The organism is Paraburkholderia dipogonis (genome assembly GCF_046027395.1).
Classification (GTDB): Bacteria; Pseudomonadota; Gammaproteobacteria; order Burkholderiales; family Burkholderiaceae; genus Paraburkholderia; species Paraburkholderia dipogonis_A.
Map to the genome: position 1 here is coordinate 178,894 of NZ_JAQQEG010000011.1, position 16,637 is coordinate 195,530.

The 16,637-nt window shown below is 62.4% G+C and carries 21 protein-coding genes, 1 tRNA gene and 1 riboswitch; of the genes, 8 read left to right on the top strand and 14 right to left on the bottom strand.

Going from position 1 to position 16,637, the window contains the following annotated elements:
• Positions 1 to 13: 13 nt before the first annotated feature.
• From PQR32_RS13600 to ydfG, 11 genes are all read right to left on the bottom strand, one after another.
• A complete protein-coding gene (locus tag PQR32_RS13600; RefSeq protein WP_408227149.1) occupies positions 14 to 358 on the bottom strand; it encodes a hypothetical protein in 345 nt (114 codons plus the stop codon).
• Between the two features lie 59 nt (positions 359 to 417).
• Complete coding sequence (locus PQR32_RS13605) at positions 418 to 1,794, bottom strand: site-specific integrase (protein ID WP_408227152.1); 1,377 nt, start codon at positions 1,792 to 1,794, stop codon at positions 418 to 420.
• A 391-nt stretch (positions 1,795 to 2,185) separates the two neighbouring features.
• Positions 2,186 to 2,261: transfer RNA gene (locus PQR32_RS13610), tRNA-Lys, on the bottom strand.
• A 184-nt stretch (positions 2,262 to 2,445) separates the two neighbouring features.
• Positions 2,446 to 3,195, bottom strand: a complete 750-nt coding sequence (gene ybgF / locus PQR32_RS13615; RefSeq protein ID WP_408227155.1) for a tol-pal system protein YbgF — start codon at positions 3,193 to 3,195, stop codon at positions 2,446 to 2,448.
• Positions 3,196 to 3,214: 19 nt separating this feature from the next.
• Positions 3,215 to 3,724, bottom strand: coding sequence for a peptidoglycan-associated lipoprotein Pal (pal, locus tag PQR32_RS13620; protein WP_035552920.1), 510 nt, complete (start codon positions 3,722 to 3,724; stop codon positions 3,215 to 3,217).
• 32 nt (positions 3,725 to 3,756) lie between these two features.
• A complete protein-coding gene (gene tolB, locus PQR32_RS13625; RefSeq protein ID WP_408227158.1) occupies positions 3,757 to 5,049 on the bottom strand; it encodes a Tol-Pal system beta propeller repeat protein TolB in 1,293 nt (430 codons plus the stop codon).
• A gap of 143 nt (positions 5,050 to 5,192) precedes the next feature.
• Positions 5,193 to 6,212: a cell envelope integrity protein TolA gene (gene tolA, locus PQR32_RS13630; protein ID WP_408227161.1), complete on the bottom strand. Its 1,020-nt coding sequence runs from the start codon at positions 6,210 to 6,212 to the stop codon at positions 5,193 to 5,195.
• A complete protein-coding gene (gene tolR / locus PQR32_RS13635; protein ID WP_408227164.1) occupies positions 6,209 to 6,655 on the bottom strand; it encodes a protein TolR in 447 nt (148 codons plus the stop codon). The genes tolA and tolR overlap by 4 nt, the downstream gene beginning before the upstream one ends.
• Positions 6,656 to 6,665: 10 nt before the next feature.
• Complete coding sequence (gene tolQ, locus PQR32_RS13640; RefSeq protein ID WP_012431821.1) at positions 6,666 to 7,343, bottom strand: protein TolQ; 678 nt, start codon at positions 7,341 to 7,343, stop codon at positions 6,666 to 6,668.
• A gap of 155 nt (positions 7,344 to 7,498) precedes the next feature.
• Positions 7,499 to 7,978 (bottom strand): tol-pal system-associated acyl-CoA thioesterase, encoded by a 480-nt coding sequence (gene ybgC, locus PQR32_RS13645; RefSeq protein WP_408227166.1) that lies wholly within the window; start codon positions 7,976 to 7,978, stop codon positions 7,499 to 7,501.
• A 70-nt stretch (positions 7,979 to 8,048) separates the two neighbouring features.
• The gene (gene ydfG, locus PQR32_RS13650; protein ID WP_408227169.1) at positions 8,049 to 8,795 is read right to left on the bottom strand and encodes a bifunctional NADP-dependent 3-hydroxy acid dehydrogenase/3-hydroxypropionate dehydrogenase YdfG; all 747 of its coding nucleotides are present in this window, start codon (positions 8,793 to 8,795) and stop codon (positions 8,049 to 8,051) included.
• Between the two features lie 241 nt (positions 8,796 to 9,036).
• Positions 9,037 to 9,145, top strand: a riboswitch (ZMP/ZTP riboswitch).
• 166 nt (positions 9,146 to 9,311) lie between these two features.
• Between ydfG and glyA the strand changes: the two genes are divergently transcribed.
• From glyA to PQR32_RS13685, 7 genes are all read left to right on the top strand, one after another.
• On the top strand, positions 9,312 to 10,559 hold the full coding sequence (gene glyA, locus PQR32_RS13655; RefSeq protein WP_408227172.1) for a serine hydroxymethyltransferase: 1,248 nt from the start codon (positions 9,312 to 9,314) through the stop codon (positions 10,557 to 10,559).
• Positions 10,560 to 10,565: 6 nt separating this feature from the next.
• The gene (gene nrdR / locus PQR32_RS13660; protein ID WP_027799387.1) at positions 10,566 to 11,048 is read left to right on the top strand and encodes a transcriptional regulator NrdR; all 483 of its coding nucleotides are present in this window, start codon (positions 10,566 to 10,568) and stop codon (positions 11,046 to 11,048) included.
• 204 nt (positions 11,049 to 11,252) lie between these two features.
• Positions 11,253 to 11,813 (top strand): GspH/FimT family pseudopilin, encoded by a 561-nt coding sequence (locus PQR32_RS13665; protein ID WP_408227175.1) that lies wholly within the window; start codon positions 11,253 to 11,255, stop codon positions 11,811 to 11,813.
• Complete coding sequence (locus PQR32_RS13670; protein WP_408227178.1) at positions 11,810 to 12,256, top strand: type IV pilus modification PilV family protein; 447 nt, start codon at positions 11,810 to 11,812, stop codon at positions 12,254 to 12,256. The genes PQR32_RS13665 and PQR32_RS13670 overlap by 4 nt, the downstream gene beginning before the upstream one ends.
• Positions 12,253 to 13,065, top strand: a complete 813-nt coding sequence (locus tag PQR32_RS13675) for a PilW family protein (protein ID WP_408227181.1) — start codon at positions 12,253 to 12,255, stop codon at positions 13,063 to 13,065. Before PQR32_RS13670 ends, PQR32_RS13675 begins: the two co-directional genes overlap by 4 nt.
• 128 nt (positions 13,066 to 13,193) lie before the next feature.
• A complete protein-coding gene (locus PQR32_RS13680) occupies positions 13,194 to 13,673 on the top strand; it encodes a pilus assembly PilX family protein (RefSeq protein ID WP_408227184.1) in 480 nt (159 codons plus the stop codon).
• Between the two features lie 10 nt (positions 13,674 to 13,683).
• Entirely contained in the window at positions 13,684 to 14,112 is a 429-nt protein-coding gene (locus tag PQR32_RS13685; RefSeq protein WP_408227187.1) for a type IV pilin protein, read from the top strand.
• A gap of 30 nt (positions 14,113 to 14,142) precedes the next feature.
• Here PQR32_RS13685 and PQR32_RS13690 read toward each other — a convergent pair whose 3' ends face one another.
• The 3 genes from PQR32_RS13690 to PQR32_RS13700 all read right to left on the bottom strand — a co-directional run bounded on the left by PQR32_RS13690 (position 14,143) and on the right by PQR32_RS13700 (position 15,551).
• Positions 14,143 to 14,622 (bottom strand): DUF3318 domain-containing protein, encoded by a 480-nt coding sequence (locus PQR32_RS13690; protein ID WP_408227190.1) that lies wholly within the window; start codon positions 14,620 to 14,622, stop codon positions 14,143 to 14,145.
• A 107-nt stretch (positions 14,623 to 14,729) separates the two neighbouring features.
• The gene (locus PQR32_RS13695; protein WP_132375968.1) at positions 14,730 to 15,116 is read right to left on the bottom strand and encodes a phage holin family protein; all 387 of its coding nucleotides are present in this window, start codon (positions 15,114 to 15,116) and stop codon (positions 14,730 to 14,732) included.
• A 132-nt stretch (positions 15,117 to 15,248) separates the two neighbouring features.
• Complete coding sequence (locus PQR32_RS13700) at positions 15,249 to 15,551, bottom strand: ElaB/YgaM/YqjD family protein (protein WP_011486909.1); 303 nt, start codon at positions 15,549 to 15,551, stop codon at positions 15,249 to 15,251.
• 342 nt (positions 15,552 to 15,893) lie between these two features.
• Here PQR32_RS13700 and PQR32_RS13705 point away from each other — a divergent pair, with 342 nt between their 5' ends.
• Positions 15,894 to 16,532, top strand: a complete 639-nt coding sequence (locus PQR32_RS13705) for a peroxiredoxin (RefSeq protein ID WP_408216798.1) — start codon at positions 15,894 to 15,896, stop codon at positions 16,530 to 16,532.
• The last annotated feature ends 105 nt before the right edge of the window (positions 16,533 to 16,637 follow it).

Consider the following 16,637-nt stretch of genomic DNA (forward strand, 5'->3'; position numbering starts at 1 on the left):
CGTGGGCCCGGCGTCAGACTGCACGCCGGATTTCGCCAGACTCCAGAAAAGTTTCAGCGCTGAAACTGACAATCAGTGAGACGTCGGCGCCATCGCTATCCAGTTCTTCCAGAAATTCGTCAAGGTCACGAAAGTCGCCGGCGTGGAAGTCTTTTTGTCCCAACTCCAGAATCTGCAATAAGGCCTCGCGCTGCTCCACCAGCGTGCGCCGCTCGTTGTCCTGCGCCGAAATCCCGGGTGGCTCGCCGTGAGATGGTTTCACTTCGACACCGCATATGCAGGTTGTTGACGTGACAATAGCGCCCTGGTCAGGTCTGGTCCACACGCGCGGCGGACACGCCGGAATCAGGCGAGCCATCCGACACGCCTGGACGCACGGCCCCGATTTTCCGAGGCCGTGCAGAGAAGTGACGCGCGTCAGGCTGCGCGCCGGCGGTTGCGGAAATCGACCGACACGATACTTCCGTTTGTCGCCGGCAGATTCCCGATGGGCTGGGTGGGTGGTGCGTCCGGTATGGATGCGGCTTTACCGGGCACGGAAGCGTCCTCTTCCGCAGGAAGACGCGCATTGAGCCGTCGTGCCTGGGTCGCTGCGCGCGCTTTTCCCGATGACTGCCCGCGCAGGTCGGGCGGCAGGGGCGGGGTCAACAACGGCTCGGTGGCATCGAGTGCATCAAGGACGTCGTCCACGAAGAGGTGCGTGTAGCGGGCGAGCATCGCGTCCGTCTTGTGACCGGTGATGCGTTTGAGCATCTGCGGATTGCGCAGCCGCCGTGCATGACGCGTGGTGCCAACATGTCGCAGGTCGTGAAAGCGCAGGTCCGGCAGTCCCGCCTCGGTGGTTGCGCGATCCCAGGCGGAGTCGAGCGCGTCGGCGGTCATCGGGAAGACGCGTCCGTCGTTTTCTTCGCGCGGCAGGCGGGACAGGATTTCGACTGCGCGCTGTGTGAGCGGGACAATCTGGTTTTCGCCGGCCTTCGTGAGCCGCAGTGTCGCGGTGCGTCTAGGGAGGTCGACATCGCGCCAGCGCAGTTTCAGCAGGCTGCCTCGCCGGCTGGTGGTTTCAATCGCGAACTGGACAATGGGCAGGATAAACGGGTTGTCGCATCGACCCAGCGCGTCGAAGAGCACCTGCTCAGCGTCTTCGTCGAGGACTGCGGAGCGGCCCGGGCCGCCCTTGGGAATCGGCACGCTTGCCATCGGGTTTTCGAAACCCGCCCAGTTCCAGTGTTTCTGCGCGCAGTTGAAACAATGCTTGAGCAGCGCCAGTTCCTTCTGGATGGTGCTGTCAGTGAGCCCGTCCTTGCGCATCGCGGACATGAATCTGAGCATCGTCTGCGCGCTCACCTGCGCGACTGGCAGAAGGGCGAGCCCGGCACGAAAGGCGTTGGTGCTTTCACGCGAGGCGGCGCGCTTTGCCCGAAGGCCGGCGAAACTGAAAGGCAGTTCCGTCGCAGGCGGCGCATCGGTCAGGTCGACACCGCCCTGTTCGGAGGCCTGCAACTGCAGGGTGGGCAGGGCGCCTGCCAGGAGGTAGCGGTTGATGAGGTTGATTTCCTGTTTCGCGCCGCGTTTGTGGATGGTGTAGAGGTGCGCGTATTCATAGAGCGTGCGGCCCACGGTGGCCTTCGCGGGACCGCCGAGCAGTGGTGCGTGAGCGTTCTGGAGTTCGCCGTGCAGTTGCGCGGCCCAGGTCTCGGCCTCCTTACGGGTGCGGAAATTTTTCTTGTGGTTGGCGCCAGCGACGGTGACGCTGGCCTGCCAGGCGTTGCGGTGACGATAGATGCTGGCCATCTCACGCCTCCTTGTGAGGAACGGTGACGACGGCAGGACGGCAAACGGGATACGGACAGGTACGGTTCATGGGCTGCTCCGGTAGTGAGTGGAGCAACGTGTAGCCCTGGATTTTATTCGCGGCACCACACGGAACGGCACGTACCTCGTGACGTCGTGGCGGCCAATGGCCCGGGTGTCGGTTGGCCGGAAACCCAACGGACCGGAAAGCGGATCACCAAAAAAACTGTCCGCATCCGGCAGCAGTGGGGCGCAGTCAACGGCAGTTCGATGCGGTCAGACGCAGTGGACCGCAGTCATTGCTGCCTCCCGATCTGCCTCCCACGGGCACCTGAAGTAAAAAAACAAAAGGCCTGCTTGCGCAGGCCCTTTGTTTTACAACAGGAATCTTTGGTAGGCCGTACGGGATTCGAACCTGTGACCAACGGATTAAAAGTCCGCTGCTCTACCAGCTGAGCTAACGACCCAAAAGAGAAGCGAAATTATAGCGATAGCGCCGGTGGACTGTCAACCCGTCGCGGCCATCCGAGCGATCGCACTTCAGATAGTGAAAAGCCCGGGCATCACTACCCGGGCTTTTCAGCGAGAGGCGCGCGTGGCTATGACGTCGGTCACTGCGCGTTACTGCCAACTACTTGAGCAATACCACAACTACTTGATCTGCGATAGCTTGCTCTGCGCCGACTGCGCGACGTCCGAGCCACCGTATTGCGCGACGATCTGCTCCAGCGTCTTCTTGGCCGCGGCCTTCTGACCTTGCTCGAGCTGATTGTTAGCAATTGCCAGCAGCGCTTCCGGCGCCCGCGGATGCTGCGGATATTTCTGCACCACACCCTGCCAGGTCGCCGTCGAGCCCTTGTAGTCGCGCAGTGCATACAGCGCGTTGCCGAGCCAGTACTGCGCGGTCGGCTGGTAAGGGCTGTTCGGGAACTTGGAGATGAAAGTGCGGAACGACGCCGCTGCATTCTTGAAGTCACCGTTGCGGAACTGCTGTGAAGCCGCGTTGAACGACTCCGTCTCACCCGGCTGCACCTCGCCCTGGACGCCGTCCACCGTCTGCTGCTGCGGCTCGAATTTCTTCAGGCGCGTGTCCAGATCGGTGTAGTAGTCCTTTTGCTGCTTTTGCACCGTGGCGAGCTGGTTGGCCATGTCCTCGTTCTGTCCGCGCAGCGTAGCGACCTGCTGATTCAACTGGTCGAGACGGTTGGACTGATCGAGGATCGTGCGCTGCGCGGCCGACAACTGACTCGACAGGCTATCGGTCTTCGAACGCAGATCGAGAATGGCCTGACGGGCCTGATCGTCGTCGAAGATGCCCGCATGCGCGGGCACAGCCGCGAAGGCCGTGCCTGCGACGCAGGCCGCTGCGGCAAACCGCAGCCAGGAGAAACGATGCGTCATTCGGCTCATCACCCGTTACTTACTGTTGGTACACGAGGTCGGCGCGGCGGTTTTGTGCCCACGACGATTCGTCATGACCCGTAGCTTGCGGCTTTTCCTTGCCGAGGCTCACGGCTTCCATTTGCGAGTCCGTCACGCCCATCAGCGACAGCGAACGGCGCACAGCTTCAGCACGCTTCTGGCCGAGTGCCAGGTTGTACTCGCTGGTGCCGCGTTCGTCAGTGTTGCCCTGGATCAGGACGTGGCGTTGCGGATGGCTCTTCAGGTACTGCGCGTGTTGTTGCAGCAGCGATTGGTAGTCGTCCTTGACCGAGTAGCTGTCGAAGTCGAAGTAAATGCTGCGCTTGGCGAGCGGACTGTTCGGATCGTTCAGCGGGTCGACATTGACCTGTGCGACATCGGTCGGGTTCGGCTGCGTGGACACTGCGCCACCCTTGTTAGCGTTTTCGTCGAGCTTGACGCCCGAGTGACATGCGGCCAGCGCACCGACCATCAATACGGCGAAAGCGAAGCGAAGTTTTGACATCATTTGAGTACTCTCCTTGTGTTATTGCATCAACGTTATTGCATAAACGGGCCCCAGGACGGCTCGCGTACGCTGCCACCCTGAACGGACAGGACCTGCCGAGTGCGACCGTCGGTCGATACTGCGGCCAACACGCCACGGCCGTTCACCTGTGTGGCGTAAAGAATGTACTGACCGTTCGCCGCGAAGCTCGGCGATTCGTCATGTGTCGTGTCCGTCAGGCCTGTGGCGGTGTTGCCCTGCAGGTCCTGGATATAAAGCTTGAACCCGCCGCCGACGCGCGAGATATAAGCGAGCTGTTTGCCGTCCGGGCTCACGCGCGGGCTGGTGTTGTAGCTGCCCGTGAACGTGACGCGCTGTGCGGCGCCGGCGTTTTCGCCTTGGGCCGACATCTTGTAGATCTGCGGTTGGCCGCCCCGGTCGCTGGTGAAATAGATCGACTGGCCGTCAGGCGAGAAGCACGGTTCGGTGTCGATCGAGCTGCCTTGCGTGAGACGGCGCAGGCCGCTGCCGTCCGCATTGACGGCGAAAATTTGCGTGTTGCCGGTGCGCGAGAGCGCGACCGCCAGCGTGCGTCCATCCGGCGACCACGCCGGCGCACTGTTATTGCCCTTCTGGTCCGAAACGACCACACGCCGGCCCGTAGGCAGATCGTGGATGTAGACGATCGGCTTCTTCTTTTCGAACGAAACGTAAGCGACCTTGGTGCCGTCAGGCGACCATGCCGGCGAGATGATCGGCTCGGGGCTCGACAGCGCGATGTGCGCGTCCTGACCGTCCGAATCGGAGATCTGCAATTGATAACGGCCGCCCGTCTTGATGACGTACGACAGGCGCGTGGCGAACACGCCGCGGCCGCCCATCAGCTTCGCGTAGATGTAGTCCGCGACCTTGTGCGCGCTCATGCGCAAGCCGCTTTCCGGGCTCACCAGCACGAGGCCGCCCAGGCTTTCGCCCTTGACGGTGTCGTACAGCTTAAAGCGCACTTCGTACTGGCCGTTCGGCAGACGGTTCACGCTGCCCGACACGAATGCGTTGGCACCCTTGGCCTTCCAGCTGCCGAGGTCGACGGAATCCGTTTCGGAAATCGGCGTGGAGCCCGCATCGATGTTCGTGAATTTGCCGCTGCGTTGCAGATCCTGACGCACGATCGTGCTGACCTGCTGCGGCGAGTTCGCTTCATTGGCGAAATTCGCCGTTGCGATCGGAAACTGGGTGGACCCGACGCCTGTCACGAGGACGTTGAGTTGTGCGTGGGCGGCGCCGCCGACGGCGATCAGGCACGACGCTACAAGTGTCCGCAGGCCTAGCTTGGTCATCAAACTCATGCTGTATGGATTCCCCAAAAACGGTTTTACTAACGCTTCAAGACAGCAGACAGACCCGAAAACAACTAATTCGTTCCCGAGCGCGCCCCGGTGGGCGGGGCGCCGCGTCTGCTGTCAACTGACTGTCAAACTACTGTGATGAATCAACCGGCCGGGCGCAACGTAATCAGGAAACTGGTCGGTGTCTTGCCATTGATGTCCTGAGGCATCGGATCCGTACGCTGGACAGCACGCAGTGCGGCGTCGTCCCACGCCGCGTTGCCGCTGCTGCGCGAAATCGTTGCGCCCAGCAAGGTGCCCGTCGGCGAGCAGCGCACGGAAACAACCGTCTCCAGACCGCCGGTCTCACCGCCCCACGTGATATTCGGGCGGACCGCGCGGCGCACCTTGTCCGAGTAGCCTGGCGACGTCGCCGTGCCGCCCGAGCCGCTGCCCGTGCCGCTCTTGCCGAGCCCGTCGCTGGTGGTCGAGCCGGTGCCGCCAGTCGCGAGACCCTGCATCTGCGCGAGGCGTGCGCGACGTTCCGCGTCCAGTTTCTTCGCTTGCGCCGCGGCGTCGGCTTGCGCCTTGGCCTTCGCTGCTTTCTGCGCGTCGGCCTTCTTCTGCGCGTCAGCCTCGGCTTGCTTTTGCTGTTCCTGCTGCTGTTCCTTCAACTGCTGCTGCTTTTGCTGTTCGGCCAATTGCTGTTGCTTCAGCTTGTCGGCCTGCTGTTGTTGCTGCTGCTTCTGTTTGGCTGCCGCAGCCTTCTGCGCGGCGAGTTGCGCTGCCTGGTCGGCGGCCAGTTGCTGCTGACGCTTCGCCTCGGCTTCCTGCTGCGCTTGCAGCTTCTGCTGACGTTGCTGTTCAGCCAACTGCGCCTGGCGAGCCGCTTCCTGTTGCTGACGCTTCTTTTCCTGCAACGCGATGTCGGCCTGTTCGTCGCGCACCGACGGAGGAGGGGCCACCGGCACGGGCGGCGGCGGAACCGGACGCGGGATCGCCGTATCTGGCACTTCGGTCCACAGCTCCGCTTCCGCGCCTTCGGGCGTACTGTTTTGCCATTGAATGCCGTGATACAGGAAGAACCCGAGCAGCGCGTGCATCACCAGCGCGAACGCAAAGGCTCGCCCGGTGCCGCGTTCACGCGGTGGCTGGAGCGGGTATTCGGAATTCTTGCGGATCATTGCGATTTGACGAGCAATCCAACGCGCTTGACGCCGCGAGCTTTCAGCTCGGACATCACGTTCATTACGACTTCGTACTTGACGGTCTTGTCGGCGGCGATCACGACGGGCTGATCCGGATGCGATTGCGCACGGTCGGCGATGAAGCCGTTCAGATCGGCTTTCGTCATGTTTTCCTGCTGCTGCGCGCCCGCATCGTCCTTGTATTTGACGCTCATGTTGCCGTCAGCGCGAATGTTGACGATCACGGGTGGCGTTTGCTGCTGCGGCGCCGCACCGCCGACGGTCGGCAGATTGACGATCGACGGGGCCACGAGCGGCGCGGTCACCATGAAGATCACGAGCAGCACGAGCATCACGTCGATATACGGCACGACGTTGATGTCGGCCATCGCGCGGCGCGAACGGCTGCCGCGCATGCTGGAGGAGCGAGAGCCTGCCATCGTGGACTCCTTACTGTGCCTGACGCTGCAGGATGTTCGAGAACTCTTCGATGAAAGTCTCGAAGCGGATCGCCAGACGGTCGATGTCGTGCGCGTAGCGGTTGTAGGCAACCACGGCCGGAATCGCGGCGAACAGGCCGATCGCGGTGGCGGTCAGCGCTTCGGCGATGCCCGGCGCGACGTTGGCCAGCGTCGCCTGCTGCACATTGGCGAGGCCGCGGAACGCATTCATGATCCCCCACACCGTGCCGAACAGACCGATATACGGGCTGACCGAGCCGACGGACGCGAGAAACGCGAGGTTGGCTTCGAGCACGTCCATTTCACGCTGGAACGCGGCACGCATGGCGCGCCGTGCGCCGTCGAGAATTGCGCCCGAATCGTTCAGACGCTTTTCCTTGCCTTTCAGGAATTCGCGCATGCCGGATTCGAAAATCCGTTCCAGTGCGCCGATCGTGTGACGGTTGTTCGCGGCGCTCTGATACAGCGCCTGCAGGTCGCCGCCCGACCAGAAATCGCGTTCGAAACGCTCAGTTTGCGCGCGCGCCCGGCGGATCGCAAACCACTTGCGGAAAATGAAAGTCCACGACAACAGCGACAACAACAGCAGCAGAGCCATGACAGCCTGCGCCAGCAGGCTTGCGTTGAGTACGAGTGAAACGATCGACAGATCTTGTGTAGTGTTCATAAAGGTTCGTTTTAACGTCCCGGAAGGGGGCGTCCGGCTGCAAGGCCGCTCGAAGCTTGCCGTGAGCAAAACGGAAGCATCGGCGATATTGCGAGCCGAACCATGCTTTGTGTTGCTTGATCGTTACGAGTTCACTGGCCCCGTAACAACGGGGTTCAGTCATTGTCCGTTGACACGCCGCTGTCGCTCATGTCCGGCCCCCGCCGCAGGGCGGCGAGAACCGGCGGAGGAATCGCGGCCGGCCGCAGCGCAATGCGGTCCACGCAGCCGACCCGGATGGACCCGGTAGCAAGCAGCGTGCCGTCCCGCCACGCTTCCTGCGCGAAATCGACCGACGCTCTGCCGAGCCGCTCGATCCGGCTGACCACGTTGACCACGTCGTCTAGCCGGGCCGGCGCCCGATAATCGACCGCGGTGCTGCGGACGATGAAAATCGCGCCCATTTCGTCCGCGAGCCGATTCTGGTCGACGCCGCACGCGCGCAGCCATTCGGTGCGCGCCCGTTCGAAAAACTTTAGGTAATTCGCGTAAAACACGATGCCGCCGGCGTCGGTATCTTCGTAGTACACGCGGATCGGCCACGTGTAGCCGATTTCCGTGCCGGGCAGGCTGGTCGACATATTCATGCGGCGCATTTTACCGGAACGCACACCCGCAGGTCTGTTTCAAGATGTGTGCCCCGTCCGGCGTGCCTCAGCCGCGACTTCAGCCGCGATGAACGGACAAAGCGGAGAACGATTGAGCCACCGGCATCAACTCGATCGTGTTGATGTTGACGTGCGCCGGGCGCGTCGCGATCCAGTAGATCGAGTCGGCGATGTCTTCGGGCGTCAGCGGTTGCACGTTTTCGTACATTTTGCCGGCCTTTTCATCGTCGCCGCGAAAGCGCACGTTCGAGAACTCGGTACCGCCGCACAGGCCGGGTTCGACGTTCGTCACCCGCAGCGCGGTGCCGGCCACATCGGCGCGCAGATTCAGGCTGAACTGATGCACGAACGCTTTGGTGGCCCCGTACACGTTGCCGCCCGCGTAGGGCCAGCTGCCGGCCGCCGAGCCCAGATTGAAAATGTGGCCGCGATTGCGCTCCACCATGCCGGGCAGGAGGGCGTGGGTGACCTGAACGAGTCCCGTGCAGTTGGTCTCGATCATGGTGTTCCATTCGTCGAGACTCGCTTTCTGCGCCGGTTCGATGCCGAGCGCAAGGCCGGCATTGTTGACCAGCACGTCGACTGCGGCGAAATCCGCCGGCAGCGAGGCCGGTACGGCTGCGACGGCGGCGCGGTCGCGGACGTCCAGTTCGTACGGCAGAAGCGCGTCGCCGAGTTCGTCGGCGAGTTCTTGTAGACGGTCCTTGCGACGTGCGGTGGCGACGACGCGATGGCCGCCCTTGACGAAGGCGCGAGCGATGGCGGCGCCGAATCCCGCGGACGCTCCGGTGACGAACACGATCATTGCAGTGGTTCCCAGGCTGGTAAGTGAGAAAGGCCCCAAGCCTACTTCCATTGCGGCGCTGCGGCAAGGATGAACCAGCCGTACGAGTGGCCGTGGCAGGAACGCGCCGCGGGTTTTCGTAGGACTTTCCTCAGACGTTTGTGCGCCGCATAAGACGGCTGTGCAGCCCGCCCGGTGGGCACCCGCAGCAACGGCTGGAAGCCGGTTGCCTATTCGATCCTCTTCCAATAAACTAACGCGCTCATCCCTGCGTGACTGGCGATAGAACCGGTTCAAACAATCGGGTTCAAGGTGGAACAACCCACCGTGAAGCGCAGGGTGCCGTTTTGCCGTTCGCCTGGGCAGCCGTGATCCGCGCGCATTGATCTGCGCTGACGGTGGCTGTCCTGCCTCGCGTGTGCGGCGACTCTCCATCCGCCACGTCAGGGCTGGCCCAGCTGCCAGCAGCGCTGCGTACCCTCTACGCAAGATTCGGCGCACGATCCGGTCAACCTGAACACATTCAACGGAATCCGTATGTTTGACAGAGCCCAAAGCACCATCGCCAACGTCGATCCTGAACTCTGGAAGGTCATCGAGCAGGAAAACCGCCGTCAGGAAGAGCATATCGAACTGATCGCGTCGGAAAACTACACGAGCCCGGCTGTCATGGCTGCGCAAGGCTCGCAACTCACGAACAAGTACGCTGAAGGGTATCCGGGCAAGCGCTATTACGGCGGCTGCGAGTACGTCGACATCGCCGAGCAACTGGCGATCGACCGCGTCAAGCAACTGTTCGGCGCCGAAGCCGCGAACGTGCAGCCGAACTCCGGCTCGCAGGCCAACCAGGGCGTGTTCTTCGCCATGCTCAAGCCGGGCGACACGATCATGGGCATGAGCCTCGCGCACGGTGGCCACCTCACGCACGGTTCGCCGGTCAACATGTCGGGCAAGTGGTTCAACGTGGTCAGCTACGGCCTGAACGAAGCCGAAGACATCGACTACGACGCTGCGGAGAAGCTCGCTCAGGAACACAAGCCGAAGCTGATCGTGGCGGGCGCCTCCGCGTTCTCGCTGCGTATCGATTTCGAACGCATGTCGAAGATCGCCAAGTCGGTCGGCGCGTACTTCATGGTCGATATGGCGCATTACGCCGGGTTGATCGCCGCGGGCGTCTATCCGAACCCGGTGCCGCACGCCGATTTCGTCACCACCACCACGCACAAGAGCCTGCGTGGCCCGCGCGGCGGCGTGATCCTGATGAAGGCCGAGTTCGAAAAACAGATCAACTCGGCAATCTTCCCGGGCATTCAGGGCGGTCCGCTGATGCACGTGATCGCCGGCAAAGCTGTCGCGTTCAAGGAAGCTCTGTCGCCGGAATTCAAGGCATATCAGCAACAGGTCGTCGAAAACGCGCGCGTGCTGGCTGAGACGCTGGTCAAGCGCGGTCTGCGCATCGTGTCGGGCCGCACCGAAAGCCACGTGATGCTGGTCGACCTGCGTGCGAAGAAGATCACCGGCAAGGCTGCGGAAGCCGCGCTGGGCGCCGCTCACATCACCGTCAACAAGAATGCGATTCCGAACGATCCGGAAAAGCCGTTCGTGACGAGCGGCGTGCGCCTCGGCTCGCCGGCCATGACCACGCGCGGCTTCGGCGTGAAAGAAGCCGAGCAGGTGGGTAACCTGATCGCCGACGTGCTGGACAACCCGGAAGACGCCGCCACGATCGAACGTGTGCGCGGGCAAGTCGCTGAGTTGACCCAGCGCTTCCCGGTCTACCGCTAAGCCGCCATGCACTGCCCCTTCTGCCGTCACGCCGATACGCAAGTCGTCGACTCGCGCGTATCCGAAGACGGCGCGACGATTCGCCGGCGCCGCCGCTGCCCGGCCTGCGACAAACGTTTCACGACGTATGAGCGGGTTGAGCTGGCGTTGCCGTCGGTCGTCAAGAAGGATGGCAGCCGCACTGAATTCGACCGTCGCAAGATCGTCGCGAGCATGCAACTGGCGCTGCGCAAGCGCCCGGTGGCAGCGGACGCGATCGACGCGGCGGTTGCCCGCATCGAGTATCAATTGCTCGGCAGCGGCGAGCGCGAAGTACGTAGCGAGCGCCTCGGCGAACTGGTGATGAACGAGTTGCGTGCGCTCGACACCATTGCCTACGTTCGTTTCGCTTCCGTCTACCGGCGCTTCGAAGACGTCTCCGAATTCGAAGACGTGATCGAAGAATTTCGCCGCGCCTCTTCTCCTCCCAAGCCTTCCCGCAAACGCTGAACGTAGTCGCATCTCGCGTCGCGTTTGAGTCGCTGTTTTCTCCCGCGTTGTTTCGCGCATCTGTATCCCCCGCTGCCGTTATGGTTCGTCGCGTGCATTCTTGCGCGGAATAGCGTCTGAGTGCCACCTGGCCATTCGGCCGATTGTTGGGCGATTTGCAAATCGCTAGATTGGCTGCATTCTTCGAATCGATCAGGGATGCAGATGAATCGGAATGCAGTCCGTCTGCCGCGATACCGCGGCTTTACGCTTGTCGAAACGCTGGCCGTGGTCGCGCTGCTGGCCGTCATCGCTGTGATGGGCACGCCGTCGTTCGTAGCGTGGTACGTGCGCGATCAGGTCGATGCCCGCGCGAGGGCGCTTGCCTCGACGCTCGCTTATGCGCGCAGTGAGGCCTTACGCCGAGGCACACGCGTCACTGTGTGCCGGACCGACGCCGCACGGCATTGTCTTGCCGCGGGCCAGCCGTGCGGCAATGGCGTCGCTGACTGGTCGTGCGGCTGGGCCGTTCTGGCCGAACGAGGCGGCACGCTATCGCTATTGCGCGCGCAACCTCTGCTTGCGGCCGTGAGCATCGTCGGCACGCAGACGAACCTCACGTTCACGCCACCGGCCGGGCAATTGATCGGCACCTTTCGCAGCTTCGATATCGCGCCGCGTGCGCCGTCCAGGGCGACGCAAGGGGACAAGTGGCGTCGCTGCATTCGTATCGCAGCGGGCGGTCGCGCGCGGATTGTCGAGGGCGCGTGTGGAGCGGCGTCATGAGCCGATATTCGCAGAGCCAGTACTCGCGCCGAAGCGAGTCGAAGTGTGGCGGCAGCTCGTTGATCGAGGTCATGCTGGCTGTCGCGTTGATGGCGGTCACCGCGCTGGGTTTGATCGCCGGTCAGTTGTGGACCGCACGCGAAGCCCGCGCGATGTCCATGCGCGAACATGCTGCCTGGATTGCTGATTCCGTCGCGGAAGCGATGTGCGCACCCTCCGCTGGCGACTCCGCAATCAGGCAATGGAGCGCACGGGCCACGGTACTTTTACCGCACGGCGAAGCCTCGGTGGGAGACAACAGCGGGGTGTCGGCTGCGCGCGTGACATGGACATCACTACGCGACATGCCGCATTCCGACGATGTCATCGACAAGCCCGCGTCCTGCGGCGGAGCGGATCTTCCCGTGGGCTCGTCGTGCGTCGTGCTGGCGTTTGCGAAATGATGCGGCGTTCGACGCCTGCTCACGGCCATACCCTGGTCGAATTCGTGATCGCTATGGCGCTAGGGCTGCTGGTGACTGCGGGTGCCGTCTCGCTCTATACGACGCAGCGGAGCGCATTCGAACACGCGAGCGATGCGATACGGATTCGCGAGGCCGGTCTGACGGCGCTCACGCTGATCGGCCAGCAACTGCAAATGGCCGGCTTCGTGCCCGCGGACGTCGCACGATACAACAGTCCCGCGCCGATGTTCGGATGCTCGGGCGGCCGCCCGACCGGCGCCGTCGATAGCCTCGCTTGCGAGACCTTGCCCAGTCACTCGGACGGTGTCGCGGTCCGCTACGTGGGCGACAACAATTCCACATGGCCATCGACCAGCGGGCAGACAACCGACTGCCTCGGCCAGGCCGTGACGGGTAGCAGCGCTACGCTCGGCGACCAGGGCGTGCTGGTCGTCAACCGATACTTCGCGAGGGTAAGCGGTTCGACCGGTGAGCCGGAGCTTTACTGCGAGGGCAACGGCAAGACGGGGTCCGCACAACCGCTCGTCGAAGGCGTCGAACGCTTGCGGATCAAGTACTGGTTGGCCGGCGGGTTGGCCGCCATCGACGCGTCGGCCATGATGGCTGATCAATGGGCGAAGATCGTCGCCGTCGATCTCTGTGTGCTCGTGCGCGGCGCGCCGCAGGGACAACAGCGTGCGCGCTATGTCGATTGCGACGGCGTGAGCGGTCTCGCTGCCGACTCGCGGCCGCGCCAGGCATTCTCGCGGCGTGTGGCGATACGCAATCACGCGGAGGATTCGCTGTGACAAAACGACGAAGGAAAAAGCAGCTGGCTTGCACGGACGGGAGGTGCGTGAGACGCCAGGATCACGTAGCAAACTTGGCAGGTTTAAGCGGAACGGGTCGCAACGTCTCACGCACCCGCCAAGGCGGCATGGTCCTGCCGATCGTTCTGCTGATTTCAACAATGATGCTGATCACTTCCGCCGCCTGGTTCGAAATATCGCTTGCGGCAGCGCGTGGCACCACCAATATTCGCGAGTACTTGCAGGCCTTTCACGCCGCGGATTCGGCGCTGACCTTGTGTGCGCGCAGTGTCATTGCGGCTGCAAGCACGCAGTCCGCAGCACCGCCGCCGGCCGCATCCGGCGAGCCGACACAATGGAAACTCGCAGCCGCATTCGAAGCAGGTGCCGTCACGCTGGTGGCGCGATGGCCCGGCTCGCTGCGTCCGCCGCAATGTCTGATCGAGGCCTGGCGCCTCTCCACTCGCGCCGATGCCCGAGCGTATTTATTGACTTCGCGCGGCTTCGGCCGCACCAGCGAGTCGCAGGTATGGCTGCAAATGGAACTGGTGATCGACGGAGAGAAAATCGAACGTCATTGGCGGCGGGTTGCCGCCAGGCCTTTTTGACGGAGGCGACATGAAGCCGCATACATCCGCGTTCACGCTGCTCGAGTTGATGATTACGCTAGCGATTGCCGCCACCCTGGCTGTCTTTGCCGTGCCTTCGTATCGCAGCCATGTTGCGCGAACTTATCGAATCGACGCGGCGTCCGCGCTCTATCGCGCGGCCCAATTTGTCGAGGGAGCGACAAGCGACAGCGCACCGGCATTGCCCCCGGGCCTCGATCAGGCGCCGCAATTCGGCACGCCTGTCTATCACCTGCATATGTTGCCGGCGGACGATGCAAACGGTGGCTATGCGATCGAGGCAACGCCGAGCGAATCCGGCCCGATGCGCGACGACACATGCGGCATTTTCACACTCGATGCGACAGGATTGCGCGGCAACAAAAACGGGGCAACCGGTTCGATGTCCGCTAGTGGCGACTGCTGGAATACAAGCTAGCGAGTCCGAGGCGGCGCGGCACGCAGCGGTTCAGTAACCGCTGTCCGTGGATTCAGCCTTATTGCCAGACGACGCCGCCGAATCCCGCTTCATCTGCTGCCAGATCCGATAGGCTTCCCACCCGGCAAGCGCAAGACTGCCCCACTTGAGCACCGGTTTAGCGCCGGCGACGACCGTCGTGCGCAGTGGCTTGGCGAGGACAATCGAGACGATCGAGCTGATGAGCGGATACTGTTTGAGGAGGGCGCCGATGCTCCCCGCGTTGATAAAGCTCGCCTTCGAGCCCTTGCCGACGCGCATGCCACCGAAGCCCGGCAGGATGAATTTGAGCCAGCTGAAGTGCGTGACCGCCTGTCGCAACTCAATGGTCGCTTGAGCGAGTTCCATACGCTCGACATCCGCGCGCACCAGCAGTAGTTCCTTGCGGAGTTCTCGCAAATGCGGTGCGCTCAGATCTTTGGCCTGATGGCGCTTGTTACGGAATGCGGTGTCGGGATGGATCTGGCTCATGGCGTGTCGGCGGCAGTGAAGGTGGGGCGGTGGAACGGCGCTGCAAATCGCGCGAGCTTCTTAAGCAAGACGCAGGGCGCGAAGGGCACGCCGTTGCGTCTTTCGGGTCACGGTTTGCGGAACACGTCGCGGTCTTTTTCGAACTCGGCGAGGGTCGCTTCGAACACCATTGGCGCATTGCGCAAACCGCTGCGCGCTTTTAGTGCACAGGCTAAGCCCGCAATCGCATAGACCGCGGTGATGCCGGCAAGCGCCTGCCAGCGGTAAGTGTCCCAGAAGGCGATGGCGATCAGCGCAGTCAGCGCGATCAGCGCCATGGTGGCGAGCATCATGGCGGCAAGGCCGAGGAACAGCACGCCGAGCAAGCGGTCCTTTTCTTCGGCGAGTTCAATGCCGACCAGTTCCAGCCGCGTTTGCAGAATGGCAAACACGGAACCGATTATGCGGCGCAACGGACTATGTTCTCCGCGCTGCGATTGTGTTTCGATCGTCATGGCTGTGGGCGTTGCGCGTGAAGGCCTAACCGGCGCGCGCGCGCGCCAGAAGAAGCGGACCGGCCAGGCGTGCGCCGGTCAACTCGATTCGCTGGTGCGCCGGACGAGATACGTCCGGCGGCATCGCCAGTGTTATTTGCGGTTGATCAACAGCCCAAGCAGCACACCGGCGCCCGCGGCGATGCCGATGGATGCCCACGGATGCTCGTGCACGTAGTCGTCGGTGGCGCGGGCCGCCTTCTTGCCTTTTTCGACCACCACGACCTGAACGTCGGCCGCCTTTTCCCTGGCTTGCTTCAGGCGCGTGAGCGCCGTTTCACGAAGTTCCGAAGCACGCTCGCCGGTGGCGCTCGCGGCCTGTTTCAGCAGATCTTCAGCGTCCGCGAGGACGGTTTTGATATCCGACATCAATCTCTCCTTGTTGATTTCCGACATTTACAGCTCCCCTTCGTCTCACGCCACGCGTGAATCGTAACCAAAGAAACGGCCGCTGGCGAGCGCAGGCTCGGTTGGTTCACAACTTCGCACGAACCGTTCCCGGTTGAAGCATAGCCACAAACAACGCCACCGCCTGCGCGAGGCGCAGACAAAGTTTGCCTAAGATGGAGTTGAACTGTCCCGCAAAGTTTCCACTAAATCGGTGAAAATTACAAAAACGCATAAAGTAGTGACGCGATGTTGGTTCGTCATACACCGCCACTGCCGTATGCTTTATCGTTGCGGGGCGCCGCGGATGAATGCTCGCGCGGCAATGTCCAAACCTATAGGAGATGCACAATGAGTCTACGTCTTGGCGATATCGCACCGGATTTCGAGCAGCAGTCGAGTGTCGGCCCGATCAAATTCCATGAATGGCTGGGCGATAGTTGGGGCGTGTTGTTTTCGCATCCCGCCGACTTCACGCCGGTCTGCACGACTGAACTCGGCTTGACCGCCAAGCTGGCCGACGAATTCGAGAAGCGCAATGTGAAGACGATCGCGTTGTCGGTCGACAGCGCCGAGTCGCACAAAGAGTGGATCAAAGACATTAACGAGACTCAAGCCGCCAATGTCGGCTTCCCGATTCTCGCGGACGGCGATCGCAAGGTTGCCGAGCTGTACGACATGATCCACCCGAACGCGAATGAAACGCTCACGGTCCGCTCGCTGTTCGTGATCGATCCGAAGAAGAAGGTGCGCCTGATCATCACCTATCCGGCCAGCACCGGCCGCAACTTCGACGAAGTGTTGCGCGTGATCGATTCGCTGCAACTCACTGACAGCCACTCGGTCGCCACGCCGGGCAACTGGAAGCAGGGCGATGACGTGGTGATCGTCCCGTCGTTGAAGGACGAGGAAGTCATCAAGCAGAAATTCCCGAAGGGCTACAAGGCGCTGCGTCCGTATCTGCGCATGACGCCGCAGCCGAACAAGTAAGCGGCTGATGCAACACGAAGCGGGCCGTTAGCCATGGCGCGCTGCGTCGAACGTAAAAAAGCCGGTTCACATAGAACCGGCTTTTTTTATCGAGCCGCGCAGACT